General features: G+C 72.4%; 12 protein-coding genes. 3 read left to right on the top strand and 9 right to left on the bottom strand.

Annotated features, from left to right (window positions below; genetic code table 11):
• Window positions 1–213: 213 nt before the first annotated feature.
• The 6 genes from KIK05_RS31295 to kstD form a co-directional block, all read right to left on the bottom strand.
• Window positions 214–4,839, bottom strand: coding sequence for an SbcC/MukB-like Walker B domain-containing protein (locus KIK05_RS31295; protein WP_214414486.1), 4,626 nt, complete (start codon window positions 4,837–4,839; stop codon window positions 214–216).
• Complete coding sequence (locus tag KIK05_RS31290; protein ID WP_214414485.1) at window positions 4,836–6,233, bottom strand: DUF2398 family protein; 1,398 nt, start codon at window positions 6,231–6,233, stop codon at window positions 4,836–4,838. The genes KIK05_RS31295 and KIK05_RS31290 overlap by 4 nt, the downstream gene beginning before the upstream one ends.
• Complete coding sequence (locus tag KIK05_RS31285) at window positions 6,230–8,155, bottom strand: TIGR02677 family protein (protein WP_214414484.1); 1,926 nt, start codon at window positions 8,153–8,155, stop codon at window positions 6,230–6,232. Before KIK05_RS31285 ends, KIK05_RS31290 begins: the two co-directional genes overlap by 4 nt.
• 681 nt (window positions 8,156–8,836) lie before the next feature.
• Window positions 8,837–9,529 carry a TetR/AcrR family transcriptional regulator gene (locus tag KIK05_RS48370; protein ID WP_308250190.1) on the bottom strand — a complete coding sequence of 231 codons (693 nt, stop codon included), beginning with the start codon at window positions 9,527–9,529 and terminating at the stop codon, window positions 8,837–8,839.
• Entirely contained in the window at window positions 9,526–9,873 is a 348-nt protein-coding gene (locus KIK05_RS31275; protein WP_214414483.1) for an SPW repeat protein, read from the bottom strand. Before KIK05_RS31275 ends, KIK05_RS48370 begins: the two co-directional genes overlap by 4 nt.
• Window positions 9,874–10,000: 127 nt before the next feature.
• On the bottom strand, window positions 10,001–11,782 hold the full coding sequence (kstD, locus tag KIK05_RS31270) for a 3-oxosteroid 1-dehydrogenase (RefSeq protein ID WP_214414482.1): 1,782 nt from the start codon (window positions 11,780–11,782) through the stop codon (window positions 10,001–10,003).
• Window positions 11,783–11,990: 208 nt separating this feature from the next.
• Between kstD and KIK05_RS31265 the strand changes: the two genes are divergently transcribed.
• The gene (locus tag KIK05_RS31265; RefSeq protein WP_214414481.1) at window positions 11,991–13,064 is read left to right on the top strand and encodes a beta propeller repeat protein; all 1,074 of its coding nucleotides are present in this window, start codon (window positions 11,991–11,993) and stop codon (window positions 13,062–13,064) included.
• 214 nt (window positions 13,065–13,278) lie between these two features.
• Entirely contained in the window at window positions 13,279–14,358 is a 1,080-nt protein-coding gene (locus tag KIK05_RS31260) for a WD40/YVTN/BNR-like repeat-containing protein (RefSeq protein WP_214414480.1), read from the top strand.
• Window positions 14,359–14,361: 3 nt separating this feature from the next.
• Here the strand turns inward: KIK05_RS31260 and KIK05_RS31255 are convergent, their stop codons facing one another.
• Both KIK05_RS31255 and KIK05_RS31250 read right to left on the bottom strand, forming a co-directional pair.
• Entirely contained in the window at window positions 14,362–14,721 is a 360-nt protein-coding gene (locus KIK05_RS31255; RefSeq protein WP_214414479.1) for a hypothetical protein, read from the bottom strand.
• Window positions 14,722–14,849: 128 nt separating this feature from the next.
• Window positions 14,850–15,224, bottom strand: coding sequence for a hypothetical protein (locus KIK05_RS31250; RefSeq protein ID WP_214414478.1), 375 nt, complete (start codon window positions 15,222–15,224; stop codon window positions 14,850–14,852).
• A 223-nt stretch (window positions 15,225–15,447) separates the two neighbouring features.
• On the opposite strand from KIK05_RS31250, the gene KIK05_RS31245 reads away from it, so the two are divergent.
• Window positions 15,448–16,164 (top strand): 3'-5' exonuclease, encoded by a 717-nt coding sequence (locus KIK05_RS31245; protein ID WP_214414477.1) that lies wholly within the window; start codon window positions 15,448–15,450, stop codon window positions 16,162–16,164.
• A gap of 75 nt (window positions 16,165–16,239) precedes the next feature.
• Here the strand turns inward: KIK05_RS31245 and KIK05_RS31240 are convergent, their stop codons facing one another.
• Entirely contained in the window at window positions 16,240–17,004 is a 765-nt protein-coding gene (locus KIK05_RS31240; protein ID WP_214414476.1) for an SDR family NAD(P)-dependent oxidoreductase, read from the bottom strand.
• Window positions 17,005–17,012 lie beyond the last annotated feature (8 nt).

Here is a 17,012-nt window from a genome sequence, read left to right as displayed (position 1 = left end):
CGCGAGGCCGGCACGCCGCCATCCTCCGGCATTCTCCAAGCGGCTCCGACCGTACGCGCAGGATCCCGCCCCGGTTTCCGGCTCCTGTGCGGGCCGCCCGCTCGGCCGCGATGGACGCCTGGGCGGCTGGAAGACGTGCTGCCGCAGCCGGCCGACTCTGCCGTCCCTGACCGGCCGGGCCTCATTCGCCCGGCCGCATCACGTTCGAATGCTTCACATGGGGATCTCCAGCTCCTCGAGGTCGTCATCGTCGTCGGGAGAGGTGAGAAGAGTGTCGGGGAGGGTGCCGGGTGGGAGGTGGCGGCGGGGGGTGAAGCCGAGGAGTTCCCTGACCAGCTCGTCGTTGCCGGAGTATCCGGCGTCGGCGTCGAACACCTGGGCGCCGTCCCACAGGGCCAGGATCGTGGACACCGTCCGCAGCTCGCTGTCGTGGAGCAGGTCGTAGTGCGCGATCATGGGCATGGTGGGATACGTGCACCACAGATCGTGGCCCGTCATGAACAGGTCGAGGTCGAACTGCACGGTGAGCCCCAGGAGCTCGGGTTTGTAGTTGTCGTCGATGCCGGCGAAGGCCTCGTCGAGCGCGATCATGCGAGGACAGGACGCGCGCCCGGAGGAGTAGAGGGCGTTGGCGGCGGCGAACAGCGGCAGGTGGATCGAGGCGGACTTCTCCCCACCGGACATCTGCGAGTGTTTCGCCCGCGTCAGGCGCGCCTCCGGCTCGCCCCGCCGGGCCATCAGCAGCTCGAAGGTGTACCACGAGCGGTAGTCGAGAACAGCGCCGAGCGCCTCCTTGTAGGTGGCCCGGGAATTCCTGCCCCGGTAGTCCCTGATCATCTGCCGTAGGTGCCCGCGGAGCACGGTGAGCCCCTGCCGGCCGAGCGCCGCGGCGTCGCGCACCAGCAGCGCCGCCACGGCGCGCTGCCGGTCGTCGATCTTGTCGGACTGCACCCAGCGGATGCCGATGGTGGTGCCCGACGACATGGGCTTGGAGCGGGTGTCGGCGTTCATGCCGCGCACGAGGTCCTTGGCGGCGAGGACCCGCGAGTGGATCTGCTGGGCCAGGCCGGTCAGCAGCTCGTCTTCGAGGACCGTGCGCTCGCGCTCCTCGAGCAGCACCCCCTGCTCCTCCGCGCGCTCGGCGACGTTGCGCGCGAACGCCGAGACGGGGGCCCGCCCGTCCGCGTCGATCACGTGGACGGTCAGCACGGCACCCGGCTCCCAGTCGAGCCGATAGTCCTCCTGGCACTTCTCCAGCGCCGCCTGGAAGTCGCGCAGGGCGTTGGACAGCCGGTCGAGGGTCGTCTTCAGGGTGGAGGGGGTCACCGCCCGCCCTCCCTGGGTGGCGGCGTCGTACGCGTCGATGATCGCCAGCGCACCGGCCGGGAGGGTCGACCGGACGGCCTCCAGCGGGTCGGGCGGCGTCTCTGCGATCATGAGGTCGGCGACGATCTTGCCCGCCTGCTCCGGACCGTGCGGGTCGTCCTGCAGAGGCCAGGGGCTGAGGTCGGCGACGCCGGCCAGAGGCCGCAGATCGGCCTGGGTGTAGGGGACGAACTCGGCGATCTGCTCCGACAGGCTCGCGAACGCCGCCGTGAGGGACTCCCGGCCGTGTTCGAGGTCCTTGCCGGCCACGACCTCGGCCTCACGCTCCTTCGCCGCGATCTTCTCCTGGTCGTAGCGGGCCCTGCGCGCCTGGGCGATGAGCCGTTCGGTCTCGGAGATCTGCTGGAGCACTTCCTTCAGATCGGCGTCGAAGGTGCGTTCCAGCGTCTCCAGCCGTTCGACCAGCACCGCGTGGGCCGCCTGACGTTCGCCGAGCACCATCTCGCCCTCGGCCTGCTCCTCGGTCAGCCGCCCGATCGTCTCCTGCCGGTCGGCGAGGTCGCTCTCGGCCGTGGCCGCCTTCTCGCGCTCGGTGCGCAGCGCCTCGGCCGCGCGCAGCACGTCGTCGAGCGCCTGGGCGACCGCGTCGACCTCCCGGGGGTCACGTGGCATGGACAGCTCGGCGGCGGTCTGGCGAAGGCGCCTGCCGGCCGCCCCGACCTCGGCCACCACGACGTCGAGGGACTTGCGGGCCGTCTCCAACGCCGACCGAGCCACCGCCAGCCTGCTCGCCTGGTCGGCCACCGCGCGCGCCGCCGTGACGATCGCCTTGGTCTCGGGAAGCTCCTTACGGGCACGCCGGAAGTCGGCGACCAGCGCGTTGAGGCGTTCGGTCTCCTCGGTGAGCGCCTCGCGGGTCTCCTCGTGCCCGGCGATGAGCCGGTCGTATTCGGCGATGCGCAGGCGGCGGCGGGTGGCGCGGTTGGTGGCGCCGATGTACTCGGCTGAGGGCTTGGGAAGGGCGCCGAGATGGGGGCCGTAGCCGAACCGCGCGTCCTCGCTGACCACCGGGCTCGCATGGACCGCCCCGGTCACGTCGTCGTCGAGGGCCACGGAGCGGAGGACGGCCTCGACGACCGACGACGCGACCATCTCCTGGTCCTCGGCGACGAGGACGTCGGCGAGGGTGCGTCCCCGGGGGCGCCGTTCCTCGGGCAGCGCGACGAGGTATCCGTCGGCCTCGCCCGCCTCCAGCGCCGCCGTGGTGAGCCCGGGGTCGGGGTGGATCCAGGCGGTGAGCAGCCCCGCGCCGTACAGCGCGCCCTCGACCCCTGCCGCGGTGCCGTCGCCGACGTCGTCGGCGAAGCGCACGAGCCGCCACAGCGGCGCGCCGGGACGCCCCTCGCGGGCCGTTTCACGAGCCTCGTCCCCCGGCGGCGCGTCGTCGCGTTCGGCCGCGACGGCTTTGCGTGCGGCACGCAACTCTCGGACGAGGGCCCCGACGCGGGAGTCTTCGGCTTCGACGCGGGCCTTGGTCTCGATGACCTGGGCGAGGCGCTCCTCGGTGAGCTCGCCGAACACCTCGGGCAGGCTGCGGGCGCCCGGCTCCCCGGCCGTCTCGAGGGTCTCTGTCATGACGACGAGGTCGCCGTCGGTGAGCACGGCATGCTCCCCCGCCATGATCCAGCGACGGGCCCACTGCTCGAGCGCCTCCAGGGTGGAACGGCGCGCCTGGCCGAGGCCGTCCTCGGCCTGCGACAGCTTGGCTTCGCCCGTCGTGACGGCGCGGTCGGCGTCGTCGACCGCGGTCTCGGCCCGTGCGCGCTTGGCCTCCGTGGCCGCCAGCTCGGCGATGCGCGCGCGGACCGCCTCGACGTCGCCGCGCCGGGCCGTCACCCGTGCCCGGGCGAGCGTGACGCCCTCCTCGGCGGTCGCGCCGAGGATCTCGCCGCCTTCGGCGACGCCGGCCCTGCCCGCCGCGTCGGCGAGCTCGTTGAGATGGCGGTCGGCCTTCGCACGCGCGTCCTCGAGACGCTCGGTGACCTTGGCGGCCTCGGCGCCGAGCTTCGTGATGTGGCCGCGCCCCTGGTCGAGGCGCTTGCGCTCCCTGGCGATGGCGGCGCTCTCGTCGGCGATGCGGCGGCGGAGCCCGTCGAGCTCTCCGGCGGCCTTGTAGGCGTCGTGCTGCTTCAGGACGGCGAGCCTGCCGTCGTAGCGGTCGAGCTCGGTCTCGGCGGCCTCCTGGTGCTGCTTGGCCTCCTCGCGTGCCGACTGTGCGCGGCGCAGCTCCGCGGCCGCCTGGCGAATGCGGTCGGCGGAGCCGGCGGCGCCCTCGACGCGCTCGGCGATCCGGTCGATCTGGTGGCGGATGTGGGCCCGCAGGTACGCGGTGTAGTGGACGAGGAACTCCTTGACCGCGCCGTCGGCGAGGCTCAGGTCGTCGAACAGCCGCTGCACGGCGGCGAGGTTCTCGAAGTCGCGCGCGGCCTGTTCGACGAGCACCGGGTCGACCGGGCTGAGCCCGGCGCTGAGGGTGTCGGAGACCTTGACCGGGTCGAGGTCCTTGGCCAGCAGCGGGCGGCGCAGCGCGAGCAGCAGGTCGAGCAACTGGGCGTAGCGCTCCTTGCCGAGCCCGAACAGGCGGGCGTCGACGGCGGCGCGGTAGTCGGTGGCGGTCTTGAACCGGGCTCCGGGTTCGAGCACCGCCTTGAGCTGCTTCTCGGTGAGGGGCCTGGAGTCGGCGGACAGCAGGCCGAAGTCGACACCCACGCGCTTGGCGGTGACGAAGAACGACGAGGTCACGCCGTCGCGGTGCCGGTGGGCGCGCAGCCCGATGATCAGCGTGACCGCCTCGGGCTCCTCCCGCCCCACCTCTCCCGGCGCATCGTGACCGTCCCCGGCCTCGGGGCTCGGCTCACCGTCGTTCACATTTAGGTCTCGATGGACCCCGCCCGGCTCACCGTTCCGCGCGCGCAGGTCGCGACCTACTCCGCCCAGCTCAGCGCCCTGCGCGCGGGGAGCGCGATCCGCTGCGCCGGGGAGAGCGCGGCCGGCCCCACCCGGCTCACTCCCTTCCGCGGGGACACCGCGATCGGCCCCACCCAGCTCACCGTCCTCGGCGGGGACACCGCGATCGGCCCCGTTCAGCTCGCCGTTCTGCGTGGACGGGTGGCCGTGGTCCTCGCCGTGGATCTCCGTGCTCGCGGTGGCACCCGGGACGCCGTCGCGGACGAACTCCATCCACACGTAGCCGTACCCGGCCTCCTCGCCGCGGTACAGCAGGTTGGACTTCATGGTGCGGTTCTCGCCGCTGAAGGGGTCGAGGCGCCGGGCGTCGCTCACCCCGTCGAGCACGAAGGGGAACAGCACCTCCAGGGCCTTGGTCTTGCCGGAACCGTTGTGGCCGCGCAGCACCAGTCGTCCGTCGGCGAAGACGAACTCCTCGTCGCTGTAGTCCCAGATATTGATCACACCTGCGCGGGACGGTTTGAAGCGGCCGGGTGCGGGTGTCATGAAGGGGAGTCCTCCGGTAGAGACGACGAGAGCTGCAGGCCGAGCTGGCCTTGATTGTGACGCCTGTCGGGCAGCGCCAGTGTGATGTTGCGGTAGCGGGCGAAGGCCGGGAGCAGCAGCACCCCGCCGGGATGCCGCCGTGCGAGGCGCAGCTCGGCCAGAAGCGTCACCGCGGCGTCCAGCAGCCCATCGGGATCGTGCTGCCAGGCGCTGGAGAAGGATGCCGCCCCCAGCTCTTCGTACAACTCGCCCATCATCGCGGTCAGCCGCGACCACTCCACCAGCGCGACCTGCGGCGGCGAGGCGCCACCGGGGCCGGGAGGCCGGACGGCGGATGGTGCCCACGCCAGCTCACGGACGACCCCGGCCTGTGGGAGCGCGGAGTCGATGCGCGCCAGCAGGTCACGCTGGTCGTCGGCGTCGCCGGGCGGCTCCAGGAACGTCACCGTGGCACGCTCGTCGGGATCTTCGAGCAGGTCGGCCATCTTGGCCAGGAGCAGGCCGGCCGCGCGGTTGACCGCGCCGCCGCGCCCCGGGAAGGGCTTGTCGGTGAAGCGCCCTCCCTCGTCGGCGAGCAGTACGCCTTCGGCCCGGCACTCCACGGCGAGACCGGTGAGCCGCGCCAGGTCGGCGGTGAGGTCGGGCCGGCGCAGGGCGTCGGCGACCTCGGGCTCGACCTGGGCGAAGTAGACGACGGGGTGTTCGACGAGGGCGCGCCGCGCCCGACGTGCGACGTCGTCGGGGCGGTCCCGTGACTCGCCGCCTTCGAGCAGGCCCGCCGCGCTGGTCAGGTGTTGCACGGGCCGGGCGGGTTTGAACAGGATCGCGCAGATGTCGTGGTCGATGTCGAACAGGGCGTCGCCGTGCTCGGTGTCGTGGGCCCACGCGTCCAGCGAGCCGTCGGACACCCGCAGCGCGCCGCGTTCGACGAGCCAGTCGAGGCAGTCGACGACCGCCGCCTTGTGGGCCGTGACGGTGGGGTCGAATCCGAGCCCGTCGATGGCGTTGGCGGTCGGCGCGAAGGCCCGCACGAGGTCGGCCAGGCTGATCTCCACGCGGGACCGCTGGAACAGCGCGAGCACCAGGCACAGATATGCCAGGCGACGCCGGTCGAAGGACTTGCCCTTCTTGGCGAACAGCAGCCGCTGGGTGTCGTCGAACGCGTCGAGGCGGCGCACCACCCGGACCTGCCGCGTCGTCGCGATCACGGTGTAGCCGAACAGCTCACGGAAGTCGTGGGTGAGCTGGTCGGCCCACTGCAGGACTTGCTCCAGGGCGCCCGGCCGGGGCCTGGTCTGCGTGATGAGGTCGTTGGTCAGGGCGAGCCGCACCGCCTGCTGGTAGGACCCAAGGTCGCTCGGCAGCACCCCGGCGGCCGCTCCACGCTCCCTCATCGGTCTCCTCCCTCATCGGCCGACGCCTCCACACCCAGATCACCGACGCCGTTCGCTCCCGAACCGGACGGCGGCTCTCCCACGCCCCGGACGCCGGCAGCGGCCCCCTTGCCCCCGCGAGTCGACTCCCCCGGCCGGGCCCCAGCGGCGGCACCCTTCAGCCCGGGAGACGGCTCCCCCGGCCGAGGACCGGCAGGGACACCCTCGACGGCCACCCCGGAATCCCGCGACGACTCCCCCGGCCGGGCCCCAGCGGCGGCACCCTTCAGCTCGGGAGACGGCTCCCCCGGCCGAGGGCCGGCAGGGACACCCCCTGCGCTCTCGGAACGGCGCGAGGGCTCACCTGGGGCCGCCTGGGGGTTCGGTGGGGAGTTCCACAGGGGTGCTCTGGCGTTGGTGGACGGCTGGAGGTCGAGCCTCAGGCCCGGTAGGTGGAGGGCGCCGTGGACGGTGCGGACCGTGCTGCCGCCGGGCGCCGGGACGAGGCGGACGGTGATCAGCTCGTTCCCGCCCGAGGCAGGCCTCAGGCGCCCCGCGACGATGGTGCGGGACTCCATCGCCCGGGTGAGGAGCCTCAGCACCACCCGCGTCTCGGCCTCGTCGAGGACACGCCCGTGGACTCCCGCTTCCATGAGGCCGTAGGCGGCCTCACGCTCGGCCGTTCGCCGGGACGCCTGGCGTCGGCGCAGCTCGCCGCGGATGCCGGCGCGCCCTCGGACGGGTTGCGGGACGCCGGGCGTGGGAGCCTTGCCCCGGCGGAACAGCGGCACCGAGATCTCGACGCCCGGGGAGTCCCACCAGGTGGAGCGGACGGAGATGACCTCGGCGTCGTCGTGGGCGCCGCCCAGGTGACGGGCGGTGCGGGCGTTGAACGCGGCGGTCATCAGGGCGTGGGCGGCCCCCTCGTCGGGCGTGTTGAAGACCCATTCGGCCAGGTGGCGCAGCTGGGTGGACCGGTTGACGCCGCCGCGCTGGGCCTCGGCGATCTGCCTGAGCAAGGCGATGACACCCGACACGCCGGTGCGGGTGGCGGCGCGCAGCTGCGCGGCCCGGGACGACTCGCCGCCGTCGGCCGCGAACCACGCGCGCAGCACCTGCCAGCGGCGCCGCCAGTCCTCCAGGCGCTCGTCGTATCCCATGAACAGCCGCTCGTCGGCCGCCGCGGCGCGGCCGAGCATCGTCTCGACCCCTGTCTGCTCGACCTCGCGCACCGCCTTGTCGAGCCGGGGAAGGTAGCGGTCGAGCTCGGCCATGAAGTCGGTCATGTGGGCGAGCAAGGTGTTCTTGTGGCGCAGGAAGGTCTCGGGCGAGGCGTCGGTGGACCGCGTGATCTCGGCCAGCGTGAGGTGGAAGCGGGCCGAACGACGCGCCATGTCCTCCATCACCGTGTCGAGGCGGGACAGCCGGCGCCACACCTGCTCGCCGTGGCTCGAGCGGTTGGCGGCCGCCAGCGCCTTGAGGTCTTCGAGGATGTCGGAGAACACCAGCCGTGAGAGGTTGGCGTCCTGCAGGCGGGCGGCGAGGACCTCTTCGACTGCGGTGAACGCCTGGTAGCCGAGCTCGCTGAACTGGTAGACCGACTGCCGGTTGCGGTATCTGACGAGGCTGCCCGCGCGGGAGGCGTCCTCGAGCCGGTGCACCACGCCGTCCTCGGCGAGGGCGTCGAGGCGCGAGCGAAGGTTGTCGTCGGCCTGTGGAGCGTCTTCGTACGTCGCGCCGAGCTCGGCGAGCACCCGGGCGACGTCGTCGGGATGCGCCTGGAGCTGGTGGACGGCCCGCAGGCGGTCCATGGCGCGCAGCACCCAGAGGTAGACCAGGTGGTCGTCGCGCCGGGTGAAGTTGAACAACCTGAAGCGGTCGCTCACCGCGAGCGCGTCGAGGCCGAACGCCCGCGACCCTCCCGTGACAGCTCTCTCCGTCATCCCCACTCCCCCGGCGGCCGTGAGGTCGCTCGGAGAAACGACCTCGGTCGGCGATCAGCGCCCCGTGACGGCGCGAGGACGGCTCCCACCGCCCTCTCGCCGCACGCCGCCGCGACATGCGGCGGATCTCTGTGCGAACACACTATCGATCACAGACATGGATACACGAAGATCGCGACCTCGTGGCCGCCTCCGGCCTCGCCTGTGGATAACCTCGGGCGGCCGGGCGATCTGTGGATGGACGTGGAATCGGCGACATCCGTGCCGGCGCCAAATTCCGAACGAACGCCCCATAGACCCTCAGGCGGCAGGACCCGGTGCTCACCGCACAAAGACGGACACATCGGACGCCGAGTTCGTGAGCGAGGGCGCAGGGGGGAATATGGCATAGGTACAACGCCGGCCCCGTTCACCGCCTTCGCAGGCCGCGTGGGAAAGCCCGGACGGGCCTGGTCCGCCGCTCGCCGGTTACGTGGAAACTCCGACAGCGAGCCGCAGAGACCGCGACTGGCGAAACCCGGAAGGCCGCCCAGTGCCCGACGGTCATGTCAAAGCTCCCACGATGAGCCCCGCGACCGAACGGTCACCGGGGAACTCAACGGTTACACGAGGGCTCCGACGACGAGACCGCGCCACGGGCAGGCCCGGATACCGCGACCGCCCACCTGCCGGGCCGGACGGTCAGGTGAGGGCTCTGACGATGAGGTCCGCCACGAGGTCGGCGTCGATGTGGTGGCCGGTCAGCAGGCACAGATTCTCCTGGTAGAGGAGCACGGCGGCGAAGGTGGCGGCGGCGGCTTCCAGGCGGGCGGCGTCGCCGCGCGCGCCCGGCATGGTGAGTTCGAGTGCGAAGTGGGCCCGCCGGATGATCTCGGCGTTGAGGTGCCGGAGCCTGTCGCGTACGGAGCCGTGGGTGTCGGCCTCGCGGAACAGGATGCGCCGCATCGCCGGGGACGCGTGCAGCGGGACACGGCGTGCGAGCCGCGCGAGGGCGCCCGCGGGGTCGTCCGGCAGCGCCTCGACGGGCGCGTCCCCGAACTCCTCGATCCCGATGCGCTCGTCGACCAGGGTGATCAACACGTCGATCTTGCGGGGGAAGTAGTGGAAGACCAGCCCCTTCGGCACGTCCGCCTGTTTGGCGATCTCGGCGGTGGCGGTGCCGTCGTACCCGCTCCCGGCGAACAGCTCTTCCGCGGCGTCGAGGATCCGCGTACGGGCGTCGCCGGCGCCCTCCACCGCGAGCCGCCGCCGGGTGCCACCGGCGGCGGGCTCGACGGCTCCGGGCGCCCTAAGCCGTGGGGCGGGGTGGCCGGGGGCGCCGCGGGGCGCGGGCCGCGGGGGGGCGCCCCGCGACCATGCGGGGGGTTTGATCACGCTCTCGTGAGAACACCGCTGCGGGTCTGGAGGGCCGTCCACAGCCCGACGATAACCGTCACGGCCCCGGCGATCCACGCCGTCCAGGCGGCCGCGCCGTCCCCGTCGAAGCCGAACGCCCAGGGCGAGACCAGCAGCAGGGCACCGAAGGCCGCGGTGACCCAGGAGGCGGCACCGCCGGCTCCGAGCAGCGTCCAGAGCGCCGAGACCAGCAGGAGAGCGCCGAGCACGAGCAGCGGCTGGGCGGCGGCGTGGGAGCCGCCCGCCCAGAAGAACGGCGCGAGCACCGCCGCCGCCCCGGCGAGGAACGCGACGACGTCGGCCCACGATTTGGTGAGGTCCATCCCTGCCTCCAGCCATGGGAGAGGTTCGTGGACTTCGACGGTCTTCCTGATTGACCGCCCGGTCAATACTCCTCAGAGCTATGTGATGCTCACCGTCCGCTATCCCCACCTCTCCACCGGAAGGGCGTCAGGCACCCCCGGAGCCGGCGATCTCGTTGGCGGCGACGTAGCCGAAGGTCATGGCCGGTCCGATGGTGGACCCGGCGCCCGCGTAACTGTGCCCCATGACGGCCCCGCTGGCGTTGCCCGCCGCGTACAGGCCCGGGATCACCGTGCCGTCGGCCCGCAGCGCGCGTGCCCGGGCGTCGGTCCGTATGCCGCCCTTCGTGCCGAGGTCGCCTGGGACGATCTTGAACGCGTAGAAGGGCGGCAGCCACAGCGGGGCCAGGCAGGAGTTCGGCTTGACAGCGGGGTCGGTGTAGTAGTGGTCGTACGCGCTGTCGCCGCGGTGGAAGTCCAGGTCCTTGCCGGTCAGCGCGAACCCGTTGAACCTCGTCACGGTCGACTGCAGCGCCGCGGGCGGCACTCCGATCCTGCGCGCCAGTTCGTCGAGGGTGAGCGCCTTGAAGGCGGCGCCGCTCGCGAACCAGGAGTCGGGCAGGGGCAGCAGCGGGGCGATGTCCTTGAACAGGTAGCGGTCGCGGTAGTTCTGGTCGGTGATGAGCCAGGCGGGGATGTGCGGCGACGACGGGGTGTTGAGCGAGTACATCACGTGCACCACGTCGCTGTAGGGGGCGGCCTCGTTGACGAAGCGCGCGCCCTGGCCGTTCACCATGATCGAACCGGGCAGGGTGCGTTCGGCCAGGCAGAAGTACGGCTGGTCGGGCAGGGGGATGGCGGGCCCCCACCACGCGTCGTCCATCAGGTCCAGCGCGGCGCCGGCGCGGCCGCCCGCCCGGATCCCGTCGCCGGTGTTCTCCTTGGCTCCCACCGTCCAGGCCGTCCCGATGGGCTGGCGCTGGTACTCCTGGCGCATGTCGGCGTTGTGCTCGAAGCCGCCGGTGGCGACGACGACGCCGCGCCGGGCTCCGGCCGTCACCTGCTGCCCGCCGGAGGAGACCACGACGCCGGTCACGCGCCCGGCCTCGACGCGCAGGTCCACCAGGGGGGTGTTCAGCCACACGGGCACGCCCGCCGCGAGCAGTCCCGCCCGCAGGCCGCCCGCCAGGGCCTGGCCCATGGTGAGCGGTTTCTGGCCGCGCAGCGCGGCCTCGGTGCCCCTGGCCAGGCACGCCGCCGAGACCGCCAGGCCCTTGGCGTTGACCGCGGTGAGCGTGAGCCATTTGTAGTCGGCGCTGAAGACGACCAGGCCGTCGGGGGTGGCCATGTAGGAGGGGTTGAGGTGGGCGAGCTCGGCGCCGAGGAGGTTGCCGTCGAACTGGTCGGGCTCGATGGAGCGGCCGTTGGGCATGCCGCCGGGCAGCTCGGGATAGTAGTCGGAGTACCCCTCCATCCAGCGGAACCGCAGCGGGCTGTTCCGCATGACGAACGAGATCATGGCGGGGCCGTTCGCCAGGTACGCCGCCTGCCGCGCGGCGGGGATCTCGCTCCCGACGACGCGGGCGAGGTAGGCGGCGGCCTTGTCCGGTGTGTCCGGCACGCCGGCCGCCAGGAGGACCTCGTTGCACGGCACCCAGATCCCCGACCCCGACCGCGCGGCCGAGCCGCCGAAGGTGGGGGCCTTCTCGACGACCAGCGCGCGCAGCCCACGCCTGGCGGCGGTCAGCGCGGCCGTCATGCCCGCCGCGCCGGCGCCGACCACCACGACGTCGTACTCGGAGTCGGCGTGGGCGAGGCCGCCGAGCGCCCCGCCGGCGAGCAGGGCCGCGCCGGTGACGGCGGCGCCGCGCAGCACGGTGCGGCGGCTGTAGCGGGCGGGGGCGGAGGACGTTCCGGACGGGACGGCCATGGTGGATCCCTTCGACGTGCGTGGGCTGTCACGAGGCCGGTGAGACCTCGCCGGGAGATGTTCGGGGGAACCCCGCGATGGCGCCTCGCGCCCATGCGCCGCTTCCGAAGCATGCGCTTGGTTGGTACAACTGTCAACGAGTTCGCACGCAACCCCGGCGATCCGGGCACCATGGACTCAACTGATCTGTTTGGCTACGTTGCCACGCATGATTCTGCGAACCGCACTGAGCATGCTGTCGGCCGTCGGCGTCCTGGCGACCGCCGCCCCCGCCCTCGCCCAGCCGGCGCCCGCGGCCCCGGCCCTGACGTGGGACCTCAAGCCGACCGGCGTCGAGGCGCGCCTGCGCGGCCTGTCACCCGTGAACCGGGACGTGGCGTGGACCTCCGGCAGCCTCGGCACCGTGCTGCGCACGGGCGACGGCGGGCGCACCTGGAGCAGCGTCGCCCCGCCCGGCACCTCCGGCCTGCAGTTCCGCGACATCGAGGCCTTCGACTCCCGTACCGCGGTGATCATGTCGATCGGCGAGGGCGACGACTCCCGCGTCTACCGCACCGAGGACGGCGGCCGGAGCTGGGCACAGACCTTCCGCAACGACGACCCCCGGGCGTTCTACGACTGCATGGCCTTCTTCGACCGCCGCCACGGGCTGGCGATGAGCGACCCGGTCGACGGGAAGTTCCGCATCCTGGCCACCGACGACGGCGGTCGCAGCTGGCACGTCCTGCCCTCCGCCGGGATGCCCGAGGCACTGCCGGGCGAGGCGGGGTTCGCCGCGAGCGGCCAGTGCCTGGTCACCGTCGGCGGCCGCGACGCGTGGCTGGCGACCGGAGGCGGCGAGCGCTCACGCGTGTTCCACTCCCGCGACCGGGGCCTGACCTGGACCGTCTCCGACACCCCGGTACCCGCCGGCGACCCGGCCCGCGGCGTGTTCGCGCTGGCGTTCCGCGACCCGCGCCAGGGCATCGCCGTGGGCGGCGACTACCGTCCCGACCAGGCCTCCCCCTCGGCTGCGGCGGTCACGAAGGACGGCGCCACGACCTGGGAGCCCTCCGCGACACCGCCGGAGGCCTACCGCTCGGGCGTCGCCTGGCTCCCGCACCTGCCCTTCGCCGCCATCGCGGTCGGCCCTGCCGGAAGCGACGTGACCCTCTCGGGCGGCAGGAAGTGGCAGAAGTTCGACGGCGGACCCTTCGACACGGTCGCCTGCACACCCGACCTGAGCTGCTGGGCGGCCGGCGAGCAGGGCCGCGTCGCCCGTCTCACCCTCAGCCTTCCCTGACCGCACCGCCGGTCCTGCCCGCTGTACGGCGGGCGGGACCGGCACGCGGCGCGAGCATCCGAACTCGGCACGCTCTCATGGAGACGATGTCGATGACCTCGTCGACATCCAAACAAATGTTTCAAAAAAGCTGGGCGCCAACCCTTCCTCGGCGGCGGGGCCGGATGGATACTGGCCCGCGTCGACCGTGCCGAGCGCAGTGGGAAGGATCTCGATGACCGTCCTTTTGGCCCTGGGGACCGCCAAGGGGCTGTTCCTCGCCCTCAGCGACGACCGCCGGTCGTGGCGGATCAGCGGCCCTCACTTCCCGATGACGGGCGTCTACGGCCTGTGCGTCGACAAGCGGGGCGGCACACCCCGTCTGATCGCCGGAGTGACCAGCTCCCACTTCGGGCCGAGCGTGGCCTTCAGCGACGACCTCGGCGCCACCTGGCAGGAGCCCGAGCGGCGGCCCGTGGCCTTCCCGGCCGACACCGGCGCGGCGCTGGAGCGGGTGTGGCAGCTGGTTCCCGATCCCGTCGTCCCCGGCCGGGTGTGGGCCGGCACCGAGCCTTCGGCGCTGTTCGTCTCCGACGACGGCGGTGTCACCTTCGAGATGGTGCGGGCCCTGTGGGACCACCCCCATCGCCCTCACTGGCAGCCGGGGTTCGGGGGCCAGGCCGTCCACACCGTCCTCCCCCACCCGCGCAACCCGTCCGAGCTCCTGGTGGCCATGTCGGCCGGGGGCGTCTACCGCAGCGCCGACGGCGGGGCCTCGTGGAAGGCCGACAACGCCGGCATCCAGGCGACCTTCATGCCCGACCGGTTCCCCGAGTTCGGGCAGTGCGTGCACAAGGTCGGCCGTGACGCGGTGAACCCCGACCGGCTGTACGCCCAGAACCACCACGGCGTCTACCGCTCCGACGACGGCGGCGGCCACTGGGACTCCATCGCCGACGGCCTGCCCAGCGACTTCGGCTTCCCCATGGTCGCCCATCCGCGGCGTGCCGGCGTGATCTACAACTTCCCGCTCGTCGCCGACTCGATGCGCTTCCCGGCCGACCGGCGCTGCCGGGTCTACCGCTCGCAGGACGCCGGCGGCACCTGGGAGGCCCTGTCCGACGGCCTGCCGGCGGAGCCGTTCTACCCGTCGGTGCTGCGCGACGCGATGTGCGCCGACGACGCCGACCCGGCCGGCGTCTACTTCGGCACCCGCTCGGGTGAGGTCTACGCCAGCCGGGACGAAGGCGACTCGTGGAGCCGGGTGGCCTCCCATCTGCCCGACGTGCTCTGCGTCCGGGCGGCCGTCGTCTGAGCGTCAGGGCCACCAGGCGAGGCCGAGCAGGAACGACTTGCCCGACCCCGGTTCCTCTCCCTTGCCGTTGCCGTTGGTCCCGTTGCCCTCCGGCCCCCGGGGGTCGTCCGGGTCGCGCTCACCTTCGTCGCGCGCTCCGTTGCTCCCGTTGCCGCCCGGAGCCGGGGTGTCATGGGGCTCGTGCGCCCCGTTCCCTCCCGGGCTCGAGGCGGATCGGGGGTCGCGCTTTTCCCCGTTCGTCCCGGCACCTGCTGGGCCGTGGTGGGGTTGGGGGCCCAGGCGGCCGCGCGGCTCGACCGCCTGGGAGTCGGTGTCGGCAGCATTGCCGTGATCTTCGTGTCGTGAGTGCGTTCTATCGTCCATTCCCATGGTGACCTTCACTGGCGTTCCGGCCGGCCGGCGCGCGCCGTCCTTTCCTGCGGGGTGGCCTCGCGATCCAGCGCGCGAGTGGTGAGCGGACCGGGACCGGGGGCGGGCGACCGGTCGGGGTGTCAGCCGAACAGCTTGGTGAGCCAGTCCTGCCAGGCCTGTTCGGCCTTCCTGGGGTCGACCTCGTTGGAGAAGATGTGGTGGCCGACGACGATGGTGTCGTTGACCCCCTGGATGAACCGGTAGAGCCCGTTGCCGGTGCGGACGCCGAGGAAGCCGGGAACGACGTAGTCGGCGACGCCCTCGATCGGGTCGAAGCCCTCCGGGGTCAGCCGGACACGATCGCCCTGCACCACCTCGCCGGTCAGCCCGAGCCCTTGATGCAGGACGCTCCACGCGGGGCCGCTCCCGCCGACCTGTGGTCGCGCGGTGAAGATGACCAGCGCGAACTGCCCCGGGAAATGGGTCAGGTACTGGTCGAGTGTGTGCAGATACATGTCCCAGCCTCTGTTCAACGCTTCGTACTCCTCCTTCCAGCCGTCACCGAGGGCCCGTCCCGCTCGGGAAGGCGACCGTTCTTCCGTGATTAAACGGTCTCACCGACAATCCGAATTGTCAAGACTATGTAAGTTGTCGGCCTGAAAGGCGGCCGCGGCGAGAAGCAACCTCTAACCGTCAGGGCGAGTGTCACCACGCAGGCCTTCCCCGTAGGTTCCGCCCATGGGTTCAAGATCCCCGGCACGCCGCACGGTTCCCCTCGCGCGATCACCGGTACATCCCGGGGCGGCGGACGCCCGCGGTCCGGGGTACGCGGTGGTCGACGTCGAGACGACCGGATTCCGCACCTCGGAGGACCACCGCGTCATCGAGATCGCCGTCGTGCATCTCGACCCGGCGGGCGAGGTCACCGGCGAGTGGGCCACTCTCGTCAACCCCGAGCGCGGCGTCGGCCCCGAGGACGTCCACGGCATCACCGCCGAGGAGGCCCTCCTGGCGCCGACGTTCGAGCGGATCGCGGGGACCGTCGCCGGGCTGCTGCGCGGGCGGATCGTGGCGGGGCACAACCTGCCGTTCGACGCCCGGTTCCTCACCTACGAGTTCGCCCGCGCGGGCGTGGACCGGCCGGTGGACCACAGGGAGGGGGTCTGCACGATGTCGTGGGCGGCGCACTTCCTGCGCGGCGACCCGCGCACGCTGCCCGACTGCTGCGCCGCGGCCGGCGTCCCGCTGGACGGCCACCACGAGGCCCTCTCCGACGCCCGGGCGGCGGCCGGGCTGCTGCGCCACTACATCGCGGCCGCCGGCCCCGTCCCTCCCTGGCATCACGTGTTCCGCGCCGCGGCACGCGTCCCGTGGCCGGACGTGCCCGGCACCGAAGCCGTCGGGGTGCGCCGGCGCGCCCGGCGGCCGTTCTCGGCCCGACCCGGGCCGCTCTGATCGCGACGGCCCCGCAGTGATCTTGGAATCGTCCTGTTCAGGTTCTCTTCGAGCCCAGATCTCTCCGCCTGACCGCTACCAGGGCAGCGGGCCGTCCTGGCTGAAGAACCCGGCGGTCGGGCCGTCCGCTCCCAGCGTCGCCAGGCGCACCACGACCGCGGCGCCCTGCGCGGGGGTGAGGTGGCCGGTGTGGTCGTTGCTGTCGGTGTCGACATAGCCCGGAGCGGCGGCGTTGACAAGGATTCCGTCCTTGCGCAGCTCATTGGCATACTGCACGGTCAGCGCGTTCAGCGCGGTCTTTGACGGCGTGTACGCGGCCGAGGGCGGCAGTGCTTCGAAGGGGCCGTTCGGGTCGCTGGTGAGGGTCAGCGACGCGGCGTGACTGCTGACGTTGACGATTCGCGGCGCTCGTGACCGCCGCAGCAGCGGCAGCATGGCGTTGATCACCACGATCGCTCCGAAGACGTTGGTCTCGAACACCGCCCGGACCATGTCCAGGTCGACCGAGCTTGGGACTTGGTCATGGGCATGTTCCGGCGAGACCTGCCCGGAGCCGGTGATGCCGGCGTTGTTGACCAGCACGTCAAGGTGACCGAAGCGCTCCTCGATCCACCTCGCGGCCTCCCGTACGGTGGCCGGGTCGGTGACATCCAGGGTCACCGCGTGGGCATCGCCGCCCGCCGCGCGCAGCGCCGCAGCGGCTTCCTCACCGCGCCGCAGGTCTCTGGCCCCGACCAGGACCGTCATGCCCAGCCTGGCGAGCTGCTCGGCGGTCGCGCGGCCGATGCCCTTGTTCGCCCCGGTAATCATCGCCACCTTCTGGGTGGTGGGTTCGTTCATGGTCTGGC

It is taken from the genome of Sphaerisporangium fuscum (genome assembly GCF_018531465.1).
Classification (GTDB): domain Bacteria; phylum Actinomycetota; class Actinomycetes; order Streptosporangiales; family Streptosporangiaceae; genus Sphaerisporangium; species Sphaerisporangium fuscum.
The sequence above is the reverse complement of the archived record's forward strand: the minus strand, read 5'-3'. Positions and strand labels throughout refer to the sequence as shown.